Below are 23539 nucleotides of genomic sequence, written 5' to 3' on the forward strand. Positions count from 1 at the left end.
GGGATCGGGGCGGGCATTTGCTGGGAGCTTCCTGAAAGGATTTCAGTCCGGGGAGGCCATTTGCGCCGGAATCTGCGGGTTTCGCTGGTGGCATATTCGGCGCTGTGGACGCCATATCCGGGGCACCATAGAATCAAATTGAATGCCTCAGCGACCTGCGGCTATACACCTGCGTGGGGGCGCTGATGGATTCTGCGACGACCGATTCGTCCCGAATCGGTGTCTGGCGTGCTGAAGGGTTGCACATGCGGTCAAAGTTCAAAGGTATTCTCTCCGTCGTTGGCCTCACCGGCCTGCTGACGATCCCGGCCACAGCGGCCTGGGCCGAGGACCCCGTCACCCTGGATCCAGTAACCAAAATCGTTGATTCCGCAGGTGTCCTGGGTGACCGCGAGGATGAGGTCGAAGCGGCCATCAAAACGCTCGGCACAGAGCACGCCATGGTGCTGCACGTGGTTTTCGTGGACCGCTTCGAGAACCCCACTGACCGGGAAGCCTGGACCGACGAAGTCGCGGATAAGGCGGGCTTGGGGCCCAACGCCTTAATCTTCGCTGTTGCCACCGACGCCAGGCAGTACACCCTGAACAAGGGCGGAACCAAGCTCACCACGGAGCAAATAGAGACGATCAAGAGCAGCGCCATCACGCCGCAGTTGAGCGAGCTGGACTATGCGCAGGCAGCAATCGATGCCGCCGCGGCTGTTGGCAACGCGGCCGGCGGCGGCAAGGGAACCGTCAATGACTCCGGTGAAGGTGCCGGCGCGGGCGTTCTGGTTGGCGTGGGGGCCGTTGTTGCCGCAGGCGGCGCGGGGACGTACCTCTACATGCGCAACCGCCGGAAGAAAGCCGAACAGGCCGCCCAGGGCGGCGATTACGGCACCGAGGGCCAGAAACTGGACCCGTTGGCAGGCCTTAGCGTGGATGAGCTCCGCAAGAAGAGCGGATCCCTGCTGATCGAAGCGGACAACGCCATAACCTCCAGTGAGCAGGAGCTCGGCTTCGCGCAGGCACAATACGGCGATGCCGCCGTCGGGAATTTCACCAAGGCATTGCATGAGGCCAAGGCGCACATGAGCGAATCCTTCAAGCTGCAGCAGCAGCTGGATGACCACATCCCTGACACCGAGGAACAGCAGCGCAGTTGGCTGGGCGAGATCATCCGCCGCTCCGAGGCGGCGCTGGCTTCCCTTGAGGAGCAGAAAGCGGACTTCGATTCCCTCCGGGAGCTGGAGAAGAACGCCCCCCAGGCGCTGGCCAACGTCGAGGACGGGCTGCAGAAGGCTGAGTCCAAGGTTTCCGGCGCCGAGGAGTCGTTGGGGTCGTTGCGCACCAAGTATGCCGACAGCGCCCTGGTGCAGGTTGCAGACAACATCAGCCAGGCGAAGGAGCGCATCGAGTTCGTCCGGAACGCCACGGCCACCGGGCGCGAAAAGCTTGCTGCCGGTGAGGCAGGACTGGCGGCTGTCGCCGTCCGGGCCGCCGAAGAAGGACTCCACCAGACCAACGTGCTCCTGGACGCCATCACCAAGGTGTCCGGCAGCCTCGACGAAGCCCGCCGTGGCCTCGAATCAGCAGTCGTTGACACCTCGCAGGACCTGGCTCAGGCAAAGGCGATGATCCAGTCCGGCGCCCATCCAGAGCTGGCCGGCCCGGTGGCTGGGGTTGAGGCTGCCCTTGCGCAGGTAAAGACCGAGATCAGCGGAGGGAAGATTGATCCGCTGGCCACGCTGCAGCGCGTCGAGACCGCCCATCAGACCCTGGACCAGGCACTCACGGGAATCCGCGACAACCAGGAACAGGCCCGGCGCGCGCAGGCTTCCCTCCAGCAGGCCATCATGGCTGCGCAGGCCCAGATCAGCGCCACGTCGGACTACATCACAGCCCGCCGCGGCGGTGTGGGCACGGAGGCCAGGACCCGGCTGGCCGAATCCCAGCGCAACCTTGACTACTCCATCTCCATCTCGCGGAATGACCCGGTCACCGCACTGACCTATGCCCAGCAGGCCCACGCCCTCGCGGCGCAGGCCGCGCAGCTGGCACAGGCCGACGTCGACAGCTTTGGCTACGGCAACCAGGGGTACGTCAACCAGGGCTTCGGCGGCGGAATGTTCGGTGGCAACCGCGGCGGTGGCGGCGGCCTGGGCGGCGCCATCCTGGGCGGAATCCTGATCAACTCGATCCTTGGCGGCGGCGGTGGCTGGGGCGGTGGCCACAGCAGCGGCGGCGATTCAGGCGGCTGGGGCGGCGGCGGAGACATCGGCGGCGGCTGGGGCGGAGACTCCGGAGGCGGCGGCGACTTCTAGCGCAGGCCGGCACCACAAGACTAGGCGCTGTGCGGGATGACCGCCCGGCGGGTAGAAGCGGTACAACAACTGATCACTGACTTCAGTGGCCATCACTGAGCAGGACGAAAGGCAACACTATGGTTAAGCAGTCCATCTTCGGCCGCATTGCACAGCTCGCGAAGGCGAACATCAACTCCTTGCTGGACAACGCCGAGGATCCGCAGAAGATGCTGGACCAGATGGTCCGCGACTACACCAACAACATCGCCGAGGCAGAGTCGGCCGTAGCGCAGACCATCGGCAACCTCCGCATGCTCCAGGACGACTACAACGAAGACGTCAAGAACGCACAGGACTGGGGCAACAAGGCCCTGGCGGCCTCACGCAAGGCCGATGAACTCCGTGCCGGTGGCAACGCCGCTGACGCCCAGAAGTTCGACAACCTCGCCAAGGTGGCCCTGCAACGCCAGATGTCCGCGGAGAACGAAGCCAGGGCCGCTGAACCCAACATCGCCTCCCAGGAAGAGGTTGTTGACAAGCTCAAGACCGGCCTGGACCAGATGAAGGGCAAGCTGAACCAGCTCACCAGCAAGCGCAACGAGCTGGTGGCCCGTTCCAAGACAGCGGCCGCCCAGTCCCAGGTCCACGATGCCATCAAGAGCATCGACATCCTGGACCCCACCAGCGAGGTGGGCCGCTTCGAGGAAAAGATCCGCCGCGAAGAAGCAAAGGTCCGCGGCCAGCAGGAGCTCGCCGCATCAAGCCTGGACGCACAGTTCAACCAGCTCGAAGACCTCGGCGAACAGGTGGAAATCGAGGCGCGCCTGGCCGCCCTGAAGAACGGCGGAGCCAAGCCGGCCATCGGAGCCTCCGGGACCGCCGGCGCGGCGCAGGCCAGCGGCTCAACCGTTGACGAAGCAGACTTCGACAAGCTCTAAGCCTGCAGGGGCCGTACACGGCACAGATGCATAAAAGAGGATCGGGATTCGTTACGAATCCCGATCCTCTTTTTTGTGCAGGTGCGGTAGTCCTTTGCCGCGCTCCCCTAGCGGCTGGTTCCCGCGCTCCGTTAGCGGCTGACCTTGCCCATCAGCGAGGCAATCGGGCGCAGGAAAATCGGCCGGGCGAGGAACCATGCAGCCGCCATCGCAGCCACTGACGCAAGGAACAACCAGAAGCCCAGCCAGCCCTCGCCGTCCGTGCCGGCGTACATGTGGTTGAGGTTCCGGAGGGCTCCGGTGGCCAGGACGAGGAAGACGTGGACCACGATGAACGCCACGAAGTAGATCATCACCGGGAAGTGGATGGCGCGTGCAAGTTCAATGGGGTAGGCCTTGTTCAGGCTCTTGGCGCTAGCCGGCCATGCCGCTGACATCCGCAGGCCGGTGATGAACGCGAGCGGGGCGGCGATGAAGACTGTTACGAAGTACGCCAGGAGCTGCAGGGCGTTGTAATTGATCCAGCCGTTCTCCGTGGGCCAGTTCAGGGACGCATACTGCAAAGCAGCTGACAAGGCGTTGGGGAACACGTCCCAGCTGGTGGGGACAATCCTCATCCACTGGCCCGTGGCGAACAGAAGGATCGCGAAAACCACGCCGTTGATGATCCAGAGGGCGTCCAGAAGCAGGTGGAACCACAGCTCGAGGGTGATCGTGGTGGGTGGCCGCTTGGTCCGCAGGAATCCCCTGTTGTTACGGGTCCACCGGCCGCTGGGGCGTGTGGTGGTCCGGACCTGCCATCCTGAGCGGATGATCAGCAGCAGGAAGAAGCCATTCAGGAAATGCTGCCAGCCCAGCCAGGCCGGGAACCCCACCGGAGCACCTTCAGGAAGGTTGCTGTGACCGGGGTAGTCGCGCAGGAACGCAGCCACGGCGTCCAGGCCGACCAGCCACTTTGCAAGCAGGACCAGCAGGACCAGTGCCGCGAGCACAGCGGGCACGCCCCAATAGAGCCGGGACCTGCGGCCGGATGTGGATTTGCTGCTCAGGGTGCCCGGCTTCTTCGCGGGTGTGGACATCAAAGCATTCCTCTCAAGAACGGCCCACCAAGCTGCTAACCGGGCGGGTCCCTGCCAATGAGAATACTAGGAAGCCGGTGATGGGCTAAAAGAATGGCCCCGCCGGGCGTAATGCCTGACAGGACCATTCATTCTTGTTGCGGGGACAGGATTTGAACCTGTGACCTCTGGGTTATGAGCCCAGCGAGCTACCGAACTGCTCCACCCCGCGTCGCTCGAACAACACTACCCTAGTTTCGCGGTCCGCCTGACCACGTGCTGCTCCTGGGCAGATTCGACCACCTTCCAAGGCGGACAACAAAAAGGCCTGGAAGCTGTTTCCAGTTTCCAGGCCTTTTCCTTCAGTTGCGGGGACAGGATTTGAACCTGTGACCTCTGGGTTATGAGCCCAGCGAGCTACCGAACTGCTCCACCCCGCGTCGCACAAACAACTCTACCAACAGGTAAAGGGAGGGCCAAATCGAAACGTCGTGATCTCCGTCTCTGCGCGCGGCCTGGCGAGACCCCTTGAACGTACGACGGCGGCCCCGCCAGTCAGTAGCTGATTGTCGGGGCCGCCGCGATCCGTGTGCTGCAGGGAGTATGCGGTCAGCTTCCGGCTGGCGCACTTTCCGTGGGCGTGGGCGTGGCTGTAGGCGATGCTGCGGGAGCCGCGGGGGCTTCCTCGGCAGCTGCTGCTTCCAGCCTGGCTTCGGCCTCGAGGGCACGTGTCAGGGCCTCCGAAAGCCGCTTCTGCTGTTCGCCGTAAGCTGCGAAGTCACCACCGGCCAGTGCCGTCTGTCCGGCCTGGATGGCTGCGTTTGCTTCTTCCAGCGCCACCTTCAGGTCTGCCCGGGCATCATCAGTCGCTCCACCCGGTGCCGAAGGATCAGCAGGTGTCTGGCCGTTGTTGTCCGAGTCACCGGCGGCCGCGCCGGAGTCACCGCCGAAGAGCTGGTTGAGGGCCTCATCCAGGGTCGGGGCGAATCCGATCTTGTCGCCGAACGCCACCAGCACGCGCTGCAGCGTGGGGTAGGACGTCTCACCCGTGGACTGCAGGTATACGGGCTGGACGTACAGGAATCCGCCACCAACAGGCAGGGTCAGCAGGTTGCCGTTCAGTACATCCGAAGCACCCTGGCGCAACAGGTTCAGCGCCTGGGAAACAGTGGGATCGGAGTTGAACTTGTTCTGCGCCTGGCCCGGACCGGGCACCTGGGTTTCCGGCGGGATCTGCAGCAGCCGCAGCTTGCCATAGCCCTCCGCCTTGACGCCCGCCTCCCTGCCGGCGTCGGAGTCCGCTGCAAGGAACCCGTAAAGGATGTTCCGGGCGCTGCCCTCCCCGCCGGTCTGCGGGATAAAGCCGGAAGTCAGCTGGAACGCAGGAGCCTCCTGGTCCGGCATCTGCAGCGACATGTAGAACGGCGGCTGCTTAATCGGGTTCTGGGGAGTGCTCTCCACGGTGGGATCGGCAGGAACGCTCCAGACGTCGTCGCCCTTAAACAGGCTGACCGGGTCCGTCACGTGGTACTTGCCAAGCAGCTCACGCTGGACCTTGAACAGGTCTTCCGGGTAGCGGACATGGCTCATGACGTCCGCCGTCATCTCGGAATAAGGCTTGACGCTGGTCGGGAAAACGTTCTGCCAGGCCTTCAGGACGGGATCCTGGTCATCCCAGGCAAAGAGTTCCACAGTGCCGTCGTAGGCATCCACCGTGGCCTTGACCGAATTCCTGATGTAGTTAACGGTGCTGTTGGGAAGTGCCGCACTCCGGCCGGCCGTGGTCTGCGAGTCTGCAGTGGCCGCGGAAAGCTGGGCCTGCTCCGAATACGGGAAGTATTGGCTGGTGGTGTAGCCATCCACGATCCACTTGATGCGGCCGTCAACGATCGCCGGGTAGGCGTTTCCATCCACCGTGAGGTACGGGGCTACCTTTTCTACGCGTTCGCGGGGCGTGCGGTCATAAAGAATCTGCGATTCCGGGTTCACGCCGTCGGAGAGCAACAGGTCAGTGGACTGGAACTTGATCGCATAGAGGACCTTGTTGAAGAAGCTGCCGACGTTCGGGCCACCGTCACCGGTGAAGGTGTACTGGGTGTCCTGCTGGCCTGCTTCACCGGAGGGCCGGTCCTGCTCACGGTTGGGGGCCCCTTCAGGTGCGCCAACCACCGAGTAGTCAGTGGTGTTTTCGCCGAAATAAACGCGCGGCTGGTACGTGGAATCGTTGCCCAGCACGCCGTTCGTGGGGATCCCGGACTGCAGGAAATCAGGCTTGCCGTCAGCGGTGAACTTGTTGCCCTTGGCAGCCACCACACCATAGCCGTGGGTGTAGACCACGTGCTGGTTCAGCCAGGACGTAGTGCCCAGCCCGGCAGTATTGAGCTCACGGACAGCGATGACGGTGTCCTGGACCTTGCCGTCCACTTCATAGCGGTCCACGTTCAGCGCTTCGGGGAAGTCGTAGTACGGGCGGTACTGCTCCAACTGGCTGAAGGCATCTGAGATCAGGTTCGGGTCCAGGAGGCGGATGTTCGCCGTGGTCTGTGCGTCCTGCGCCAAGGCACCCGATTCGGCGGTGGTGGTGGCGTTATAGCGCTCCACCTGGATCTGGTCCAGGCCGTACGCGGCCCGCGTCATCTCGATGTTTCGGCCAATGTATTTCTCTTCGAGCGTCTGCTCAGACGGCGTCACCTGGAACTGCTGGATGACCCACGGGTACACGCCGCCTGCCAGGATGGACGTGATGATCAGCATTGCCGTTCCGATGATGGGAAGGCGCCACTTGCCGATCACGGCCGCAACGATGAACAGCACGGCAACAAGGATGGCTGCCACTGCCAGGATGGCCTTGGTGGGAATCACGGCGTGGACGTCGGTGTACAACGCACCTGCCCATTTACCGCTGTTGCCCTGCACCGTGGCAAACCGGTCCAGCCAGAAATTGATGCCCAGGAGCACCAGGAAAGCGGCGCCGGCCACTGCGATGTGGATCTGGGCTGCGCGGCTGGTGAAGACCCCGCGTTCCATCAGCCGGATGCTGCCATACAGGTAGTGCGTGAGCAGCCCGGCGATGCCGGCCACGACCACAACACTGATCAGGAACCCGGTAATAAAGCCAAAGAACGGCAGCGTCATGAGGTAGAAGCTGATGTCCATGTTGAACTCAGGATCGGTCTTGCCGAACGGTTCCTGGTTGAAGAACAGCAGGACGCGCTGCCATTGGCTGGCGGCGGCACTGCCGGCGAACAGGCCAAAAACGATGGGCACACCGAGCATGACTACCCGGCGGACCGGCTCAAGCTGTGCCTGGTAGCGGTTGAGGCTGTCCCGTACCTCCGAATCCGGGGCATACACCGGGCGGGAACGGTAGGCGATCCGGACCGCGAAGAAGACAGCGGTGAACATCAGCGCAAAGCCGGTCGCGAAGATGCCGATCCGGGCCAGGTTCTGAGTCAGGAAGACTTCCACGAAGCCCAACTGGCGGTACCACAGGACGTCGGTCCAGACGTTGGCGAAGAAGATAAAACCGACGACGATGACGGCAACGACAATCAGCGTGGGCGTCAGTGCGCCGCGTCTGGCAGCGGGTCTTCCGGGCGGGGGTGTTGCAGCAGGACGGGACAAACTCGATACCTCATAGCTGGTTGTCTATTTACAGTTGAGCGTGCGGTGGAACAACCGCTGACTGCCGGTACATCGGGGAAGGGCAACAGCCGTCATCAATGGCACGAGCGGCGGCACAGCATAGTTCCGGCCCCAGTCTAGTTGCTGGCGCAGGAAGGCAAATTCTCCACACCGGTGCCCGAGGCGGCCGCTTCAACTGCCTGCCGCGCGTCCTTCAGCGTTTCCACCCTGACCACCTGGAGCCCTGCAGGGATCTGCCCGGCCGCTTCATCGCAGTTTCCGGCGGGAGCAAGGAACATGGTTGCCCCGCTGGCCTTCGCACCGATCATCTTTTGGCCGATGCCGCCGATCGAGCCAACCTTGCCTTCCGGGGTAATCGTGCCGGTACCGGCGATATGTTTTCCACCGGTCAGGCTGCCGGGCGTGATGGTGTCCACGATGCCGAGGGCGAACATCAGCCCGGCGCTGGGCCCACCCACACGCTCCAGCGAAATGGTGACCGAGACCGGGAAGGTATAGCGGTACTTGAGCAGCACACCCAAAACGTAATTGCCGGCGTCGTTCTTAACAGGCGTGACGGCCACCGTGACAGGACTGCCGTCCCGTTCGACGACGAGGGTTGCCTCGGCGCCGGCTCCTGCGGCGAGCTCCTCCTGAATGACCGGAAGTGACGTCACGTCTTTCCCGTTGATACTCAGGAAGACATCGTCCTCCTCCAGCTTGCCGGCGGACGGTGAACCGTCGGAGAACCCTGCCGCCTGCAACTGCTGTTCAAACGGAATCCGGAGCTCGTTCAAGGCGGCAGCGACGGCATTCTCCTGGGAAGATGCCATGGCTGCGGCACTTTCCTGCTCGGATTCCTCGCTGGTCACCTCCGTGGGATAGATCAGTTCCTCGGGGTACACGGCCTTGTTGGGATCCAGCCAGGCCGAAAACGCTCCAAGGACAGACACCGGGCCGTTGGGGCCGCCGTCCACATACACAGTGGTGAGATCCAGCCTGCCGTCAGCCGGGAAGGACTCATGTCCGCTGACGCTGATCACGGGACTGCCGCCGTCCGTGGCCAGCGTGTTGAAGGTTGGTCCGGGCGACTCCACGACGTAGGGAACCGGCAAGGTGCCGACGGCGATGCCCAGCACCAGCGCCACCAGGCCGGACATCAGCATGGCGGCAAATCCCCGATCCCTGACGGACGCCGGACCGTTTCCGTGGGTGGGGCCGGCCGGTGATGCCGCCCTGCGGCGTCCATGGCCGCCGGGGCCGCCCGTGCCTTCAGTGGGCTCCCCTCCGGGGTGGTCTCCACGCGTGATCGTCATGCCATTACCTCTCTTCGCCGCAGGGCCAGCCGACGGCGGCAGGACCATCCCGTGCCTCGGGTACTGCCCGGCAACGTTCTACTTCCGCGTCAAGCGTACGTGCTCGGACCGCTTCGTTCTTTGCCATCAGCGAACGGGCTGCATTTCCACAGACAGCGGTACCGGCTGCGGGGTACCGTGAAGATGATCAACAGGCACCTCTAGGATCGGCAGGACCATGACCTCCAACCCCCTCAATCCATCTGACGGTGATGACAAGCCCAAGGATCCGCTGGCAGAAATGCTGCAGAACCTGATGGGCGGTAAAGGCATGGAGAACATCGACGCCGCGGAGATCGCCCGCGCTGCAGGACTGCCGGACGACCCCAACCTCCTGGCCCAGATGTTCTCCCAGGTACAGGCCATGATGAGCGCCCCGTCGGAGGGCCCCGTCAACTGGCAGCTTGCGCATGAGAATGCCCGCCGAGTGGCCGCCACTGGCTCGGACCCATCCGTTACTTCCCAGCAATCGCGCGAGGTGGACGAGGCCCTGCGGCTTGCCGAATTGTGGCTGGATCAGGTTACCGGGCTGCCTGCCACCGGACTGATCGGCCGGGCGTGGTCCCGGGCCGAATGGGTGGAAGCAACCCTTGGCACCTGGAAGCGGCTCACTGAGCCCGTGGCCAACAGCATCGCCAACGCCCTGTCGTCGGCCATGACCCAACAGATGCCCGAGGAAATGAAGTCCATGATGGGCGGCGCCTCCTCCATGCTGCAAAACATGGGCGGCGCCATCTTCGGCATGCAGCTGGGCCAGGCCATTGGCGCGCTCTCCGCTGAGGTCGTCAGCTCCACGGACATCGGCGTTCCACTGGCAGACCTGGAAATGGCGCTGCTGCCCTCGAACGTGGCCAAATTCGGTGCAGGGCTGAGCATTCCCGAGAACGACATCCGCCTGTTCCTGGCTGTCCGCGAAGCCGCGCACGCCAGGTTGTTCGTCCAGGTGCCATGGCTCCGGGGCCACCTGCTGGGTGCCATCGAGGCCTATGCCCGCGGGATCCACATCGACATGTCCCGCATCGAAGAGCTGGCCCGCGACCTGGACCCGGGAAACCCCGAAGGCATCCAGGAGGCACTGAGCCAGGGCGTCTTTATGCCCCAGCGCACCCCGGCGCAGGAACAGGCACTGGAAAAGCTGGAGACCGCACTGGCGCTGGTGGAAGGCTGGGTGGACGAGCTCACTGCCGCGGCTACCGAAAACGTCCTGCCCTCCTCCGCAGCCCTGCGTGAAACTGTGCGCCGCCGCCGCGCAACCGGCGGCCCGGCCGAACATGCCTTCGCGTCACTGGTTGGCCTCGAACTGCGCCCCCGCCGCCTTCGCGAGGCCGCCACCCTGTGGGCAACCCTCAAGGAAGAACGCGGAATCGAAGGCCGGGATGCCATCTGGCACCACCCGGACCTCCTCCCCACTGCTGAAGACCTCGACGACCCCAAGGGCTTCAGCTCGCGGCGCGCCCTGGCCGAGGCCAGCGATACCGAGGTCGACGATGCCCTGCAGAAACTGCTGAGCGGCGGCTTTGATACGCCGCAGCCGGACAGCAGCACCGGGGGCCAGGACGGTACCCCTGACGACAATGGAAATACTGCCGAAGGCGACGGCGGAACCGGGACGGACGACTCCGGAGAAGGTCCCGCTGGCGGAAAGCCCTAACCGGCCCCGCAATCTCTGTCCTGGACGGGCCCGCCTTCGGTGGGCCCGTCCTCGGTTTCTCCTTCGGCCGTCGCCTGGTCCATGCCGCGCGCCGTAGCGAAAGAGACGCCTTCCAGGAAGGCCTTGGCTCGTTCGGTGTGGGGGTAGGCTTCCAGCAGTTTCCAGAACGCCGCGTTATGGCCGGCAACCAGCAGGTGCGCCAATTCATGCAGCAGGACGTAGTCGATCACCCACTGCGGCATGGGCTGGAGCTTGTGCGAGAGGCGGATGGTCCCCTCCGATGGAGTGGCGGAACCCCAGCGTGAATTCTGGTTCCGTACCCAGCGCACGGACGTTGGAACTGCCCGCCCGCCCAGATAGGCCTGTGACAGTCCGGCTGCGTGTTCAGCCAGGGCAGCATCGTTGGGTGCCCGGCGCGAACCTTTGCCCGAGGTGGGCTTCCTTCCCTGCCGATGGAGTTTCTCCACCATCCGGGTAACCCACTCGGTTTCCTGAGTCCTGTTGAAATGTGCAGGAATGGCAACCACTGCCTGGCCGTCTTCCCAAAACGCGGCCACTGTGCGCGTTCGCCGCGACGACCGGCGCACCACCACCGCGGCACCATCCTCAAGGGTCCGCAGGGTATCCCCCGCCGGCGCCGCTCCCCTGCGCGGGCTCACTCCGCAGTGCTTTCAGCCAGGATGTCCAGCACTGCCTGGCCGTATTTTTCCAGCTTGGACGGGCCAACTCCGGGCAGAGTGGCAAGTTGCTCAACACTGGTGGGCTTGGCCTCTGCGATGGCAGTCAGGGTGGCGTCCGTGAACACCACGAACGCCGGCACGTCCGCAGCCAGGGCAGTGGCCTTCCGCCACTGCCGCAGGTCATCAAAAGTCTGTTCCTCGTAGCTGGGCGGACACTGGCTGCACCGGCCTACCTTCCGCTCCGCGCCGGTGGCCAGCATGCTGCCGCACACGCGGCACATGGCCGGCGCCGCCGCCTTGCGCCGCGGTACCTGAGGCAGGGAACGCGCTGAACTGCCGGCTACGGAGTCGGGACGGAGCCCGTCCAGGAACCGGGAAGGCTTCCGGTTGGCCCTGCCGCCGGGCGTTCGCGCGGTGGACCAGGAAAGCGACAGGAACTCCCGCGCCCTGGTGATTCCCACATAGAGCAGCCGGCGTTCCTCATCTACGCTCTCCGGCGTGTCCGCGAAAGAGATGGGCATCAAGCCCTCGCTCAGTCCCACCAGGAAAACCGCGTCCCATTCGAGTCCCTTGGCGGCGTGCAGCGAGGCCAGGGTGACGCCCTGGACGGTGGGCGCATGCTGGGCGAGCGAGCGTTCCTGCAGTTCGTTGACGAAATCCGCCAGTCCGAACTCCGGGCCGCGTGCCAGCACCAGTTCATCCGCCAGCGCAACCAGTGCAGCCAGCGACTCCCACCGCTCCCGGGAGGCCCCTCCGCTGTGGGGTGCTGCGTCCGTGTAGCCCAGTGAAGCCACAATGTCCCGGACCAGCTGGCCCAGGGGTTCGGGCGCCCCGGATTCGGCAACAGCACGCGTGGCAGCGCGAAGCTGCAGGATGGCGTCCCGGACTTCCTTGCGGGCAAAGAAACGCTCGCCGCCGCGCAGCTGGTAGCCAATCCCGGCAGATGCCAACGCCTGCTCATAAGCGGCTGACTGCCCGTTGGTCCGGAACAGGACGGCGATCTCGCTGGCGAGGGTACCGGCGTCGAGCAGTGCCTGGATCTTTTGTGCCACGGCGGCGGCCTCGGCCTCATCGTCAGTGCACTCCATGAACTTTGGCTCCGGCCCCTGCGGGCGCTGCGCCACCAGCTGCAGGGGTGTGGCCCAGGCGGCATCAGCCACCGGGCCACCGCTGCGCCGGCCGGCCAGGAGGTTGTTGGCCAGCTTCACCACCTGGGGCGTTGACCGGTAGTCGCGGATCAGCTTGACGACGGCGGCATCCGGATATTTGGTTTTGAAGCCCAGCAGGTGCTGCGGAGAAGCGCCGGTAAACGAGTAGATGGTCTGCGAGGCGTCTCCCACGACGCAGAGTTCGTCCCGTCCGCCGAGCCACAGGTCCAGCAGGCGCTGTTGCAGCGGAGAAACGTCCTGGTATTCATCCACCACAAAATGGCGGTACTGCTCCCGCACCGTGGCCGCTACCTTGGCATCTTCCTGGAGTATGCCGACAGTAATCAGCAAAACGTCCTCGAAGTCGATGATGTTGCGGTCCGTTTTGACGTCCTCGTAAGCCTGGAAGACCCGGGCCACGGCGGTGAGGTCGAACCCGCCAGGGGTGCCGCGGTCCTGGGCTTTCTCAAGGTAGTTCGCCGGAGTGAGCATTGATACCTTGGCCCACTCGATCTCCGAAGCGAGGTCGCGGATGGACGCGCGGTCCGTGGTGAGCCTGAGCCGGCGGGCGGCCTCGGCAATCACGGGGGCCTTGTGGTCCAACAGGTTGGGCAACTGGCCGCCCACGGCCTGCGGCCAGAAAAACTGGAGCTGCCGCAAGGCTGCGGCATGGAACGTCCGGGCCTGGACGTTGCCCACGCCAAGGTCCCGCAGCCGGCTCCGCATTTCCGCTGCGGCCCGTGCCGTGAACGTCACGGCCAGCAGCCGTTGCGGGGACAGCACGCCGGAGTGCACACCATACGCGATGCGGTGCGTGATGGCGCGGGTCTTCCCCGTTCCGGCGCCGGCCAGGACGCAGAGCGGGCCACGCAACGTGGTGGCAACTTCCCGCTGCTCGGCGTCGAGCCCGCCAAGGATGCGTTCCTCGAGGGAGGCGGTACTGTCAATGCTCTCTGTGGTCACTCTGCTGCTCTGCTGTCGGTGCGGGGATGGATGGGATGGTGCCGTCCTGCGGGGCGCCGCTCACACGACGGCGGCCGGTTCCTGAACCGGGCCGCCATACCAGTGCTCAATAAGGGCCCTGGCAATGGAAAGCCTGGAAGGGATGATGATCTCCCCGGAAAGCACGGCGGACTGGAGTTCCGCACGGGTGAACCAACGGGCCCGGGTGACCTCCACGCCGTCGGGAGTTGCTATGGGATCCTCCGTGGCTGCGGTAAACCCCAACATCAATGATGCCGGAAACGGCCACGGCTGGGAGCCAAGGTACTGGCAGGCGGTGACCCGGACTCCCACTTCCTCCCGGATTTCCCGAACAACGGCCTGTTCCAGGGACTCCCCCGGTTCAACGAATCCGGCAAGGGTGGAGTGCATTTTGTTGTCCATGGCTCCACCGCCGCCCAGGAGCAGCCGGCCGTCCGGCCCCACCACAGTGACGATGATCGCAGGATCGGTACGCGGGTAGTGCTCTGAATTATCCGCCGGACAACGGCGGACCCATCCGCCCGCTTCAACATTGGTGGGCGTGCCGCAGCGCGGACAATGGGTGTGCCCGGCATGCCAGTTGGCAATGGCGCTGGCCTCCACGAACAGGGCGGCGTGCAATGCGTTCAGCCGCGCAGCAACCGCGCGGAAGCCGAGCCATTCCGAATCCCCCGGCGCCCCCGTGAACTCCGCAGGCAAGGCGGTTGGCACCACAACAAGGACAATCTCAGTCCCGGCAGGTATGTCAGCCCCCTCAACGGCAGAGCCGAGGTAAATGAGGTATTGCGCGGGAAGGCCGGCGTCCGAGAGCCGCGCCAGCAGCTCCGGTGCAGGTAACAGGAGCAGGCCGTCAGCAGAGACCAGAGCATCCCTGCCCGCCAGGACCATGGCCAGGGCTCCCGGCCGCATGGCGGTCTCCGCGGCCATGCCCGGCTTCATACGCTCAACGGATCCACGGTTGATGAGCGCCGGCGGCACGGGAAGCACTGTTTCCACCAGGTGGCTGGCACTCACTTGCTGCGCCGCCGGCGCCTGGAAGGGCGCCGCAGACTCTGTTCGACTCATGCCTCCACCGTACTGACTCGCACCGACAATTCACATTCCCGCAGCGGCTGTCCCCGGCCCGGATTCGAGGCGACTTTTGGCGCGGATCTTGAGACTCGCCGTCGCACCTCAGTAACTTGGGGGCCAGCCAATCTACCGTGGAACGGTGAGAAGAAAACCTATCGAACTGGCAGCAGTGGCCACCGCAGCGGTTCCGGGGCTGACGCCCACCGCTGTCAGCGCCGCGCCCGACGACGCCGCCGACTTCGATTCCGCGCTCCTGCTGGACTCCGAGGGGAAGCGCTGGAAGGTCCGCTCACCGCGGCATCCCGAGGCCAGCGCCCGCCTCGAGACCGAGTTCCTGGTGCTCCGCGCCTTCGCTCCTGCCATCCGCGCCGAACTCCCGTTCCTCATGCCCACGGTGGCCGGGAAGGTGCGCCTCGGCGCGCTCAGCACCTTCGTCTACTCACACCTCAACGGCACCACGCGGACCGTGGAGGACCTGACCTCGGGCAAGGGCGCGCTGGCACGCGAAGTCGGATCCACGCTGGCTGCCATCCACGACCTTCCGCAGTCGCTAGTCAACAACGCGGACCTGCCCAGCTACACCCCCAACGAGTTCCGGCAACGGCGGCTGAACGAACTGGACCAGGCCGCCACCACCGGCAAGATTCCCGGCGTCCTGCTGCTGCGCTGGGAACATGCGCTCGAGGACGTGTCCCTGTGGCGCTTCAACCCGTCTGTGGTGCACGGCGACCTCCATGAAGACAACCTGCTGATCGACAATGACCGCGTCACCGCCGTCACCGGCTGGACCGACCTGCGGATCGGCGATCCCGCCGACGATTTCGCCTGGCTCGTGGCCTCCAACGAGCAGGACTTCATCGAGACAGTGCTCAACAGCTACACCTACGCCCGCCGCGACGTGCCCGACCCCCACCTTCTGCGCCGGGCTGCGCTGTCCGCCGAATTCGCCCTTGCCCAGTACCTGGTCAAGGCCGTGGCGTCCGGGGATCCCGCCATGACTACCGAGGCCGAGGACATGCTGAAGACACTTGCGGACGACATCACCGAACACGGCGGCCAGCCGATCGGTGTTGAACCGTTGCCTGCCGCGGCTGTCGGCAAGGACGCCGTAAAGGAAGCCAAGCAAGCCACCGGAGAAGACACTGGAGCGGACGACGGCGGCAGGGAGTCGGTGCGCCCGGAACCGTCCGATTCCAAACCGCTGAATTTGGAACCTTCCGGGAAAGTCGCCGCCGTCACTGTTGCACCGGTGGCCGCCACTCCCCTTCCAGCAGTGCACGTGATGCCGATTCCTGATGATGAGGCTCCGGCTGACGGGGCTCCGGCTGACGGGGCTACGGATTCGAGCCAAGCAAAGCGTTCACCGGCCGAGGACACCTCAACGGCGGCCATCAGCATCGTCCCCGGCGGACCTGCCGCAACCAGCTAATCCCCCGGGCCGAAAGCCTCCGCCAGGATGCCTTCGAGTTCCGCCGCCGTCCCCAGATCGTGCGGCCGGACCACCGCGTCATCGGCAACGTAGAAGAACGCCGCACTGACGTCCTCCAACGGTACGCCCTGGAGCCGCGACCATGCCAGACGGTACACGGCAAGCTGGACCGCCTTGTTTTTCAGGTGCTGCGGGGACGGCCTTCGGCCTGTTTTCCAGTCGACAAGTTCCCAGCGGCCCGAGGCATCCCGGAAGACAGCATCAACCCGTCCGCGAACGACGACGGGACCCACCCGGGTTTCCAACGGCACTTCCACGTGGGTGGGAACCCTCCCCGCCCATTCGGAGCGCAGGAACGCGGCCTGGAGCTCCTCCAGGCCAAGCCCGGCGTCAACGTCGCCGTCGGCCCACGGCGTTTCCCCAAGGTCCAGCATGCCCGCGCTGCCGAAGTGCTCCTCCACCCAGGAGTGGAAAGCGGTACCCTTCCGGGCCGACATTCCGGGCTCCCGGGGAACGGGCCTCCTCAGCCGCGCCAGGACGGCGTCGGAATCTTCACCCAGTTCCACCAGCGTGGAGGCGGAAATGTGGGCCGGGAGGTGGATGAGGCGGCTGCGGTCATCGGCGGAACGCCGTTCCAGCAGCAGGGCAGCCTCCTCCGCCCAGCGCGCGGCGTTGCCCCGAAGCGCGGCGGCCGGGCTGCCGAGCGATGGTTCCCCTGGCTTGGGCCCACCGGCCAGCAAGTCTCCTGAGGCGGGCCCCCGGCGAACGGCTTCTGCCGCGGCTTCCATGGCATCACGGCGTCCGCGGAACAGCCGGAGCCGTTTTCCGGTCCGCGGATCAACCGGGCCTTCCAGGGGATCGTAGGGCCATTGCGCCGTTTCAATGTCGCGGGTCAGCGGACTTTCGTCCGGGAGGGAGCCCTCCTCCACCGACCAGCGGTGCACCGAAGCCGCGCCGTTTTCAACCAGGGGCTCCAACTCCGCCAGGAAGCGTGACATTTCCGCACGCCCGGAGCGCGAACCCACCCACGCGGCACTGGAAAGCCACAGCACATGCTTGGCCCGGGTGTAGGCAACGTAGGCCAGACGGCGTTCCTCCGCCTCGGCATGGGCCTGGACGTCAGCCTTGAACATTGCCTCGGAATCCAGCCAGCCCTTTTGGTCCGGCTGGTCCAGGTCCCACTGCGGGAGGTCGGCGCGGTCGCCACGCAACGGCCACGGCAGCGCCGCAGAGCCGCTGCTCCACCGCGAATCCCGATCGCTGGGGAAAGCCCCCGCGTTGAGGCCGGGGACAAAGACCACGTCCCATTCCAGGCCTTTGGAGGCATGGACCGTCAACAGCTGTACTGCCTCGTGATTAACTTCCGACGGCGCCCCGTCCAGTCCGTTTTCCTCGGCCGCGGCGGCTTCTAGCCAGGAAAGGAACGCCAGGATGTCCACCCGCTGGGCCGTCTGCAGGAAACCGGCAGCGGCGTCCTGGAACGCGTCAAGGTTGCGGCGTGCCTGGTGGATGGTGATGCCTGGTTTCGCGGCCACCTCGATGTCCAGCAGCATGGCGCGTTCCACTTCACCAAGCAGCGTGGTGAGGTCATCGCCCAGGTGCCGCCGGAGCTGGCGCAGCTCGTTGGACAACCGTGCCAGCCGTTCCCGTGCTTCGGGGGTCAGCGAACGCCCCTGGCCGGATACCCAGCCTTCCTGCGGCAGCCAGTCGAGGGCTTCCACGAGGCTGGATCCGTCCGAGATGTCGCTCTCCAATGGCCCGGCACTGCCGGCGTCATCCCCTCCGCCCGTGCTGCCTTCCCCCGGCCCGCGCCGTTGCTGCTCCCGGCGGTGGGCCAGGAATGAGGACCAGTCGCGGAAGGCCATCAGGTCTGCAGGACCGATCCGCCACCTGGCACCGGCCAGCAGCCTCATGAGCGAATCCGAACGGCCCGGATCGGCCAGGACACGGAGCGTGGAGACGAGGTCAATGATCTCCGGGGTGTCCAGCAGCCCGCCCAGCCCAACGATCTCGTAGGCGATGCCGCGGGCCTCGAAGGCCTTCCCGATGCATTCCATTTGTGCCCGCCGGCGGCAGAGCACCGCAATTGCCGGAGGTTCCGGATCCACGGATCCGTCAAAGTCCGTGACCTTGTACCGGAGGACATCCTCTGCGAGCGCTGTGGCCTCGTCCTCGTCCGAGCCAAACCGGCCAAGCACAACACGGCCCTCGACGGCGAACGGGCTGGGTTGCAGCGACGGTACCGTGGGCTGGGCGGCATTGGGCCGGGCTATTGTGGACGACTCCGCCGTGGCTTGCCGGACAGCGGGGCCCCCACTCAGCGGAGCAGCGATCGCATTGGCCGCCGCCAGGATGTTGCGGCCGTTCCGCCACGCCGTGGTGAGGTACGAGGTAGGCGCCGGCGCGAGTCCGCCATCTGACCGGCGTACCGGAAACTCCTGGACGAAGTGGAACAGCTGGCCCGCGGACGCGCCCCGGAAGCCATAAATCGACTGGTTGGGATCCCCCACGGCCGTGACGGCGTGCCCTGCCCCAAACAACCGCGAAAACAGCACCAGCTGGGCGTGGGAGGTGTCCTGGAACTCGTCCAGCAGGACCACCTTGTAGCGTTTCCGTTCGAAATCCCCTGCCTGTGGCACCTCCTGCGCAACCCGGGCGGCCAAGGCCACAAGATCACCGAAGTCCAGAGCTCCACGGTTCCGCTTGGCCGCGTTGTACCGTGCCACCATGTCCGCCACGCTGGCGCGGGTCCGCAGGCGGCGGGCAATGGTCTGCGCCGCCTGCGTGGGATTCTTCTTCGCCTGTGCGCTAAAGGGCAGGCCGTCGAATTCAGCCACGCGTTGCAGGATCCACTGCTCCACCTCCCGCGGCTCCTGGAGATGTTCGGAGCACTCCCCCGCAAGCTGGATGACGGCGCTGACCAGCGTGGACTTGGCAGCGGTGAAGTGCGAGTACTCGCCGTCGAACGCTTCCACGACTTCGCTGGCGAGCTGCCAGGCCTGGGCGGCACCCAACAGCACCACGTCCCGTTCCACCCCGAGCCGCAGCCCGTGGTCCGAGACAATGCTGCTGGCGTACGAGTGGTAGGTGGACACCTTGGGCTCAAGACCGTCAGCGTCAAGCAGCCCGGCGGGAAAAAGTCCGTGTCCGGCGTCTTCCGCGGCGACCCGCTGCAGTGCGGCGAGCTTGGCGCGGATCCGGCTGGCCAGCTCTCCGGCAGCCTTGCGCGTAAAGGTCACCCCCAGCACTTCCTCCGGGCGGCACCAGCCATTGGCCACGAGCCAGACGACGCGGTCTGCCATGGTGGCAGTCTTTCCGGAGCCTGCGCCGGCAATGACCAGCCGCGGTTCCAGTGAGGAGGAAATAATCCCCGACTGCTCTTCCGTGGGAACGTTCTTCTCACCCAGCAGGGCAGATAACTCCGCAGGCGTAAAACGGGGCAGCGGCAGTTCCCCGGGAGGAGCGTCCGCCGCACTCCCTTGCGCCCCATTCTGCAGCGCCGGCACTGACGTAAGGTCTGACGTCGTCATTCCGTCACCTGCCTTCCCCGGGCACACAGCGGACACACCTCGGGAAGCCTGCAGCCGTGTCCCCCGAAGCTGCCCTTGGAAGGATCGTGCCGGGCCTCGAACTCACTGCCGGACATCACCACCGCGGCCTCATTGACCATGTCCACGGCCCAGTTCCCATCCTCCGGGACCGGTTCCTGGTGTTGGGTGGACAACCCTTTGGCCGTGGTGCCCAGCTGCGCCAGGACTGCGCCGCCGCTGCCTGGATCCTCCGTGGGCGCAGCAAAGCCGCCTGCCAGGACTGCAGCCTGGTAAGCGCCCAGTTGGGGATGCCGGGCGACGTCTGCCTTGCCCGGCTGGCTCTTGCCGGTCTTGAGGTCCACTACCACCAGCCGGCCCTGGGAGTCGATCTCCAGGCGGTCCACTTGGCCGCGCAGCACGGCGTGGCGGAAGCCGCTGTCCCCTTCAACGGCGCCGGCCTTCACCGGGACATCCGTCAGCTCAACGGAGAAATCCTGCTCGACGCCGAGCAGGGTACGCCCTTCGCTCCGCGATACAAGGACGTACTCGGCCAGTTTCCGCACCATGGTTTCAGCCCGCTTGAAATCGAGCTTTCCTTCCCAGTTGTCCTTCATGCCAAGGGACGGCCAGCGCCGGACCAGTTCCTCCACGTAGCGCGTTCCGGTGGCGTCCGGAAGGTCCTGGGCAATGGCATGGACCAGCGTGCCGAGGCTTCGTGCAAAGTCTGTTGCTGCTTCACCGCCTGCGGCCTGGACAAACCAGCCCAAGGGCGATTTCTGCACCGCCTCCACCTTGGACGGTGAGACATGGACGGTTCCGCCCGGCGGCACCACAGGTTCGGAGGTACTCAAGGGCAGGAGTCCCCACCAGCTGTCCGGATGCGCTCCCGGTACGGGCGGCTCCTGGAACGCCAGATGCGACAGTACCCTGACAGCCTCCGAGGATTCTTCCGGCGCGGCCGGGCCCAACTGGGCATACTGCCGCAGCTCGGCCACCAGCGAGCGCAGCGTGAGCGGACGCTGGACATGCGTCAGCGGCCTGCTGTGCTGCCCGGATTCCAGCGGGCACACGTAATCCAGGAAGGAGGACGGTTGCTCATCTTCGGAGGACACAGCGGTGCAGATCAACAGTTCCTGCGCGCGCGAAACGGCTGTTGAGAAACTCCGGAGTTCGTCATAGCGGATGTCCCGCGCCCGGCTGAGGGGGTCCCGCTGGAGGGCATATTCAACGCCGTGCTCAACGGCGTCCGCGTAGAGGGTGCTGCCCAGCAGTTCCCCCCGAAGCCGGGTGTTCGGCCACACGCCTTCCTGCAGCCCGGCGACCATCACCACCGGCCATTCCCGCCCGGCCGCACTGGCCGGCGTCAGGAGTTCAACAGCATCATCCCGCTGCGCCCTGGCTGCCAGCGTGTCCATGGGCAGCTCCTGGTTCAGCAGGTAGTCCAGGAACTGTTCCGGGCCGGATCCGGGCAGCTGGTCCACGTAGCGCTCCGCCATATGGAACAACGCCATCATGGCGTCCAGGTCACGGTCCGCACGGGCACCATTCGAACCGCCGGCCAGGGCCGCCTCGGTCCAGGACGATGCCAGGCCTGCGGCATTCCAGAGGGCCCACAGCACTGTTTCGGCGTTGGCTCCGGGCTGCTCAACGGCTGTCCGGCCTGCCTGGATCATACGAGCGGTCCGCCGGGCTGCGCGGGCATCCAGGCCGAGAGTGTGCAGTGCACCGGGTTCAAGCAGGGCCTCCACCAGCAGGGCATCGCTGGAGCGGCCGCCTCCGCCCAGCAGTTCCTCGCGCCGCAACGCCTGGCGCAACCGCCGCAATTCCAGCGGTGTTGCCCCACCGATCCTGGAGGTCAGCAATGCCACGGCGATCTCAGGGGTCAGCGATTCAGGCCGCAAGGCAATACCGAACGCCTCAAGGAGCGGCCGGACGGCAACTTCGTCGCGCACCGCGGATTCGGCCACCGGAACACGCACGGGAATGCCCTGCCCCGAAAGATACCGCTGAAGCTGTCCCAACTGCCCGCCGGTGCGGACGATCACAGCGATCTCCCCCAGGCCGCGCCGTCCGTGGATGTGTTCTTCAAGGATCCGCTGCGCAACATACCGGAGTTCGTGGACCGGCGAAGCCACCAGATGCGCTTCCACCGTGCCAGTCTCCGGATTCGTGGCAGTTCCAGGCACGGCGTCTCCAGGCACGGCGTCTCCAGGTACAGCGTCTCCAGGCATAGGATCCAGCCGGCGCGCCTGCTGCCCGCCTGCCCGCTGGGCAATCCGACCTGCCACGTCCAGCCACGCCTTTGCGACGGCGGGACGGTGCCGGTGCGTGAACGCCAGGGGTCGCTGCAGCACCCCACCCGGGCCGGCCAGCAAGGACGGAAGCTCAGCAACGAGATCCGGCCGCGCCCCGCGGAAACCCTGCACCACGGTATCCGGAGAGCTGGTCACGAAGCAGTCTTTTCCGGCAGCGATATCCGCCAGCAGTTCAAACACGGCCGGGTTGGCTTCCTGGACGTCATCAACCATGATCAGCTGCAACCGGTCCCGTTCGGCGGCAAGGAATTCCGGGGAGTCCTGGAAAATCCGGCGGGCAGCGGTGATGATGCCGGCGGGATCGAAAGCCTCCGGCATGCGCAGGTCCAGCACGTCCCGGTACTCGGCGTAGAGGGCCGCGGCAGCGATCCAGTCGGGCCTGCCGCACCGCCGGCCCAGGCCGGCAAGGTCAGATGCCGTCAGCCCGGACTCAATCACCCTGTCAAAAAGCTGGCGGACCTCCTGGCGGAAGCCCCTGGTGACCAGTGCTGCACCCAGGTCCTCCGGCCATGGCAGTTCCAGCCCCGGCTGGGCATGGCCTTCCAGGAGTTCCTTGATAATGAGGTCCTGCTCAGGGCCGGACAGGAGACGCGGTGCCCTGGGAAGCTGGATCACGCCCTCCGCTTTGGCCCTGCGTATCAGGTCAAATGCGTAGGACGCCCAGGTGCGTGCCGGCGTCGTGCCTAAACTCCTGTCCAGCCGGGCCGTAAAGCTGTCCCTGAGGCTGTCAGCGGATTTTCGGTCAGGCGCGAGGATGAGGACCCTGTCAGGATCCACACCATCCTGCTCCACGCGGCGAACGGCAGCTTCCACCAGGACCGTTGACTTTCCTGTTCCCGGGCCGCCCGGCACCAGCACCGGGCCGCTGCCCTGCGGTACCGCAACAGCTGCAGCCTGGTCCGCCGAAAGCACCGGCGCCTGGGCTGCGGCAAGGCGCGGCGGCAGGAGCTGCAGGCCTGCGGCGGGTACGTCCGATCGGATACCGGCAAGCAGGGGCGCAGTGGCAGTTGTGGTCACCCAGTCATTCCATCATCGGGCACTGACATTTCCCGAAACGGCGTTGGCGAGTCCCGCAGCCAAGGCCTCGATCCTGTCGAAGTCGGCGTCCGAAGGCTGCCAGCGGGCCGTGCGGAAATCCACCCGCCAGCTGGCATCACCTGACCGCAGGAACCCCTCTGGGTCACCCCGCAGCGGCGTACCTTCGCTGAGGTGGCGGTGGAGCGCATCGGTTTCGTGCCCGGGCGGGGCTGCGCCACTGGCCCGGAGCACCCGCCACCAACCCACGCTGCTGCCGTGATGGCTCATCACTGCGCCCACCTGCCTGGGACCGCCGGTGCCCAGGAGTTCGGCGATGTCACCATAACTGACGGCCGAGCCCGGGGGGATCATCCGCACCAGTTCCAGGACCGCCTCCACGTACTCCGACCGCATCCCTCCACAGTAATGGGCAACCCGCCGTCGAAATCCAAAG

At 65.6% G+C, this 23539-nt stretch carries 12 protein-coding genes, 2 tRNA genes and 1 pseudogene; 4 read left to right on the forward strand and 11 right to left on the reverse strand.

All coding sequences use genetic code 11. The annotated features are described in order from the left end of the window. The first annotated feature begins 245 nt into the window (after window positions 1–245). Window positions 246–2303, forward strand: coding sequence for a TPM domain-containing protein (locus ACPJW8_RS12765; RefSeq protein WP_330187626.1), 2058 nt, complete (start codon window positions 246–248; stop codon window positions 2301–2303). 119 nt (window positions 2304–2422) lie between these two features. After that, window positions 2423–3223: a PspA/IM30 family protein gene (locus ACPJW8_RS12770; RefSeq protein ID WP_330187625.1), complete on the forward strand. Its 801-nt coding sequence runs from the start codon at window positions 2423–2425 to the stop codon at window positions 3221–3223. A 131-nt stretch (window positions 3224–3354) separates the two neighbouring features. On the opposite strand, the gene ACPJW8_RS12775 is transcribed toward ACPJW8_RS12770, so the two are convergent. The 5 genes from ACPJW8_RS12775 to ACPJW8_RS12795 form a co-directional block, all read right to left on the reverse strand. After that, window positions 3355–4302, reverse strand: coding sequence for a hypothetical protein (locus ACPJW8_RS12775; RefSeq protein ID WP_330187624.1), 948 nt, complete (start codon window positions 4300–4302; stop codon window positions 3355–3357). A gap of 137 nt (window positions 4303–4439) precedes the next feature. Beyond that, window positions 4440–4513 (reverse strand) — tRNA-Met (locus ACPJW8_RS12780). A gap of 134 nt (window positions 4514–4647) precedes the next feature. Next, window positions 4648–4721: transfer RNA gene (locus ACPJW8_RS12785), tRNA-Met, on the reverse strand. A gap of 169 nt (window positions 4722–4890) precedes the next feature. Beyond that, the gene (locus tag ACPJW8_RS12790) at window positions 4891–7905 is read right to left on the reverse strand and encodes a UPF0182 family protein (protein ID WP_330187623.1); all 3015 of its coding nucleotides are present in this window, start codon (window positions 7903–7905) and stop codon (window positions 4891–4893) included. 137 nt (window positions 7906–8042) lie between these two features. Next, the gene (locus tag ACPJW8_RS12795) at window positions 8043–9221 is read right to left on the reverse strand and encodes a YlbL family protein (protein ID WP_330187622.1); all 1179 of its coding nucleotides are present in this window, start codon (window positions 9219–9221) and stop codon (window positions 8043–8045) included. Window positions 9222–9438: 217 nt separating this feature from the next. On the opposite strand from ACPJW8_RS12795, the gene ACPJW8_RS12800 reads away from it, so the two are divergent. After that, complete coding sequence (locus ACPJW8_RS12800) at window positions 9439–10911, forward strand: zinc-dependent metalloprotease (protein ID WP_330187621.1); 1473 nt, start codon at window positions 9439–9441, stop codon at window positions 10909–10911. Here ACPJW8_RS12800 and ACPJW8_RS12805 read toward each other — a convergent pair. From ACPJW8_RS12805 to nudC, 3 genes are read right to left on the reverse strand one after another with little or no spacing between them, the layout of a single operon-like run. Beyond that, window positions 10908–11570, reverse strand: coding sequence for a M48 family metallopeptidase (locus tag ACPJW8_RS12805; RefSeq protein WP_330187620.1), 663 nt, complete (start codon window positions 11568–11570; stop codon window positions 10908–10910). The genes ACPJW8_RS12800 and ACPJW8_RS12805 overlap by 4 nt on opposite strands. Continuing rightward, window positions 11567–13702 (reverse strand): ATP-dependent DNA helicase UvrD2, encoded by a 2136-nt coding sequence (locus ACPJW8_RS12810; RefSeq protein WP_330187619.1) that lies wholly within the window; start codon window positions 13700–13702, stop codon window positions 11567–11569. Before ACPJW8_RS12810 ends, ACPJW8_RS12805 begins: the two co-directional genes overlap by 4 nt. Window positions 13703–13762: 60 nt before the next feature. Further along, complete coding sequence (gene nudC / locus ACPJW8_RS12815; RefSeq protein WP_330187618.1) at window positions 13763–14788, reverse strand: NAD(+) diphosphatase; 1026 nt, start codon at window positions 14786–14788, stop codon at window positions 13763–13765. A 145-nt stretch (window positions 14789–14933) separates the two neighbouring features. On the opposite strand from nudC, the gene ACPJW8_RS12820 reads away from it, so the two are divergent. Further along, window positions 14934–16223: a macrolide 2'-phosphotransferase gene (locus ACPJW8_RS12820; protein WP_330187617.1), complete on the forward strand. Its 1290-nt coding sequence runs from the start codon at window positions 14934–14936 to the stop codon at window positions 16221–16223. On the opposite strand, the gene ACPJW8_RS12825 is transcribed toward ACPJW8_RS12820, so the two are convergent. The 3 genes and pseudogenes from ACPJW8_RS12825 to ACPJW8_RS12835 all read right to left on the reverse strand — a co-directional run bounded on the left by ACPJW8_RS12825 (window position 16220) and on the right by ACPJW8_RS12835 (window position 23499). After that, complete coding sequence (locus ACPJW8_RS12825) at window positions 16220–19753, reverse strand: ATP-dependent DNA helicase (protein WP_330187616.1); 3534 nt, start codon at window positions 19751–19753, stop codon at window positions 16220–16222. The two genes, ACPJW8_RS12820 and ACPJW8_RS12825, sit on opposite strands and share 4 nt — an antisense overlap. After that, complete coding sequence (locus tag ACPJW8_RS12830; protein ID WP_330187615.1) at window positions 19750–23085, reverse strand: ATP-dependent DNA helicase; 3336 nt, start codon at window positions 23083–23085, stop codon at window positions 19750–19752. Before ACPJW8_RS12830 ends, ACPJW8_RS12825 begins: the two co-directional genes overlap by 4 nt. Next, window positions 23082–23499 (reverse strand): annotated as a pseudogene (locus tag ACPJW8_RS12835) (MGMT family protein). Before ACPJW8_RS12835 ends, ACPJW8_RS12830 begins: the two are co-directional and overlap by 4 nt. Window positions 23500–23539 lie beyond the last annotated feature (40 nt).

Source organism: Pseudarthrobacter sp. J47 (assembly GCF_049810315.1).
Taxonomy (GTDB): domain Bacteria; phylum Actinomycetota; class Actinomycetes; order Actinomycetales; family Micrococcaceae; genus Arthrobacter.

Coding starts and splice junctions, on each gene's coding strand:
- ACPJW8_RS12765 (WP_330187626.1), top strand. CDS start 246: ATGCGGTCAAAGTTCAAAGGTATTCTCTCCGTCGTTGGCCTCACCGGC.
- ACPJW8_RS12770 (WP_330187625.1), top strand. CDS start 2,423: ATGGTTAAGCAGTCCATCTTCGGCCGCATTGCACAGCTCGCGAAGGCG.
- ACPJW8_RS12775 (WP_330187624.1), bottom strand. CDS start 4,302: ATGTCCACACCCGCGAAGAAGCCGGGCACCCTGAGCAGCAAATCCACA.
- ACPJW8_RS12795 (WP_330187622.1), bottom strand. CDS start 9,221: ATGACGATCACGCGTGGAGACCACCCCGGAGGGGAGCCCACTGAAGGC.
- ACPJW8_RS12800 (WP_330187621.1), top strand. CDS start 9,439: ATGACCTCCAACCCCCTCAATCCATCTGACGGTGATGACAAGCCCAAG.
- nudC (WP_330187618.1), bottom strand. CDS start 14,788: ATGAGTCGAACAGAGTCTGCGGCGCCCTTCCAGGCGCCGGCGGCGCAG.
- ACPJW8_RS12825 (WP_330187616.1), bottom strand. CDS start 19,753: ATGACGACGTCAGACCTTACGTCAGTGCCGGCGCTGCAGAATGGGGCG.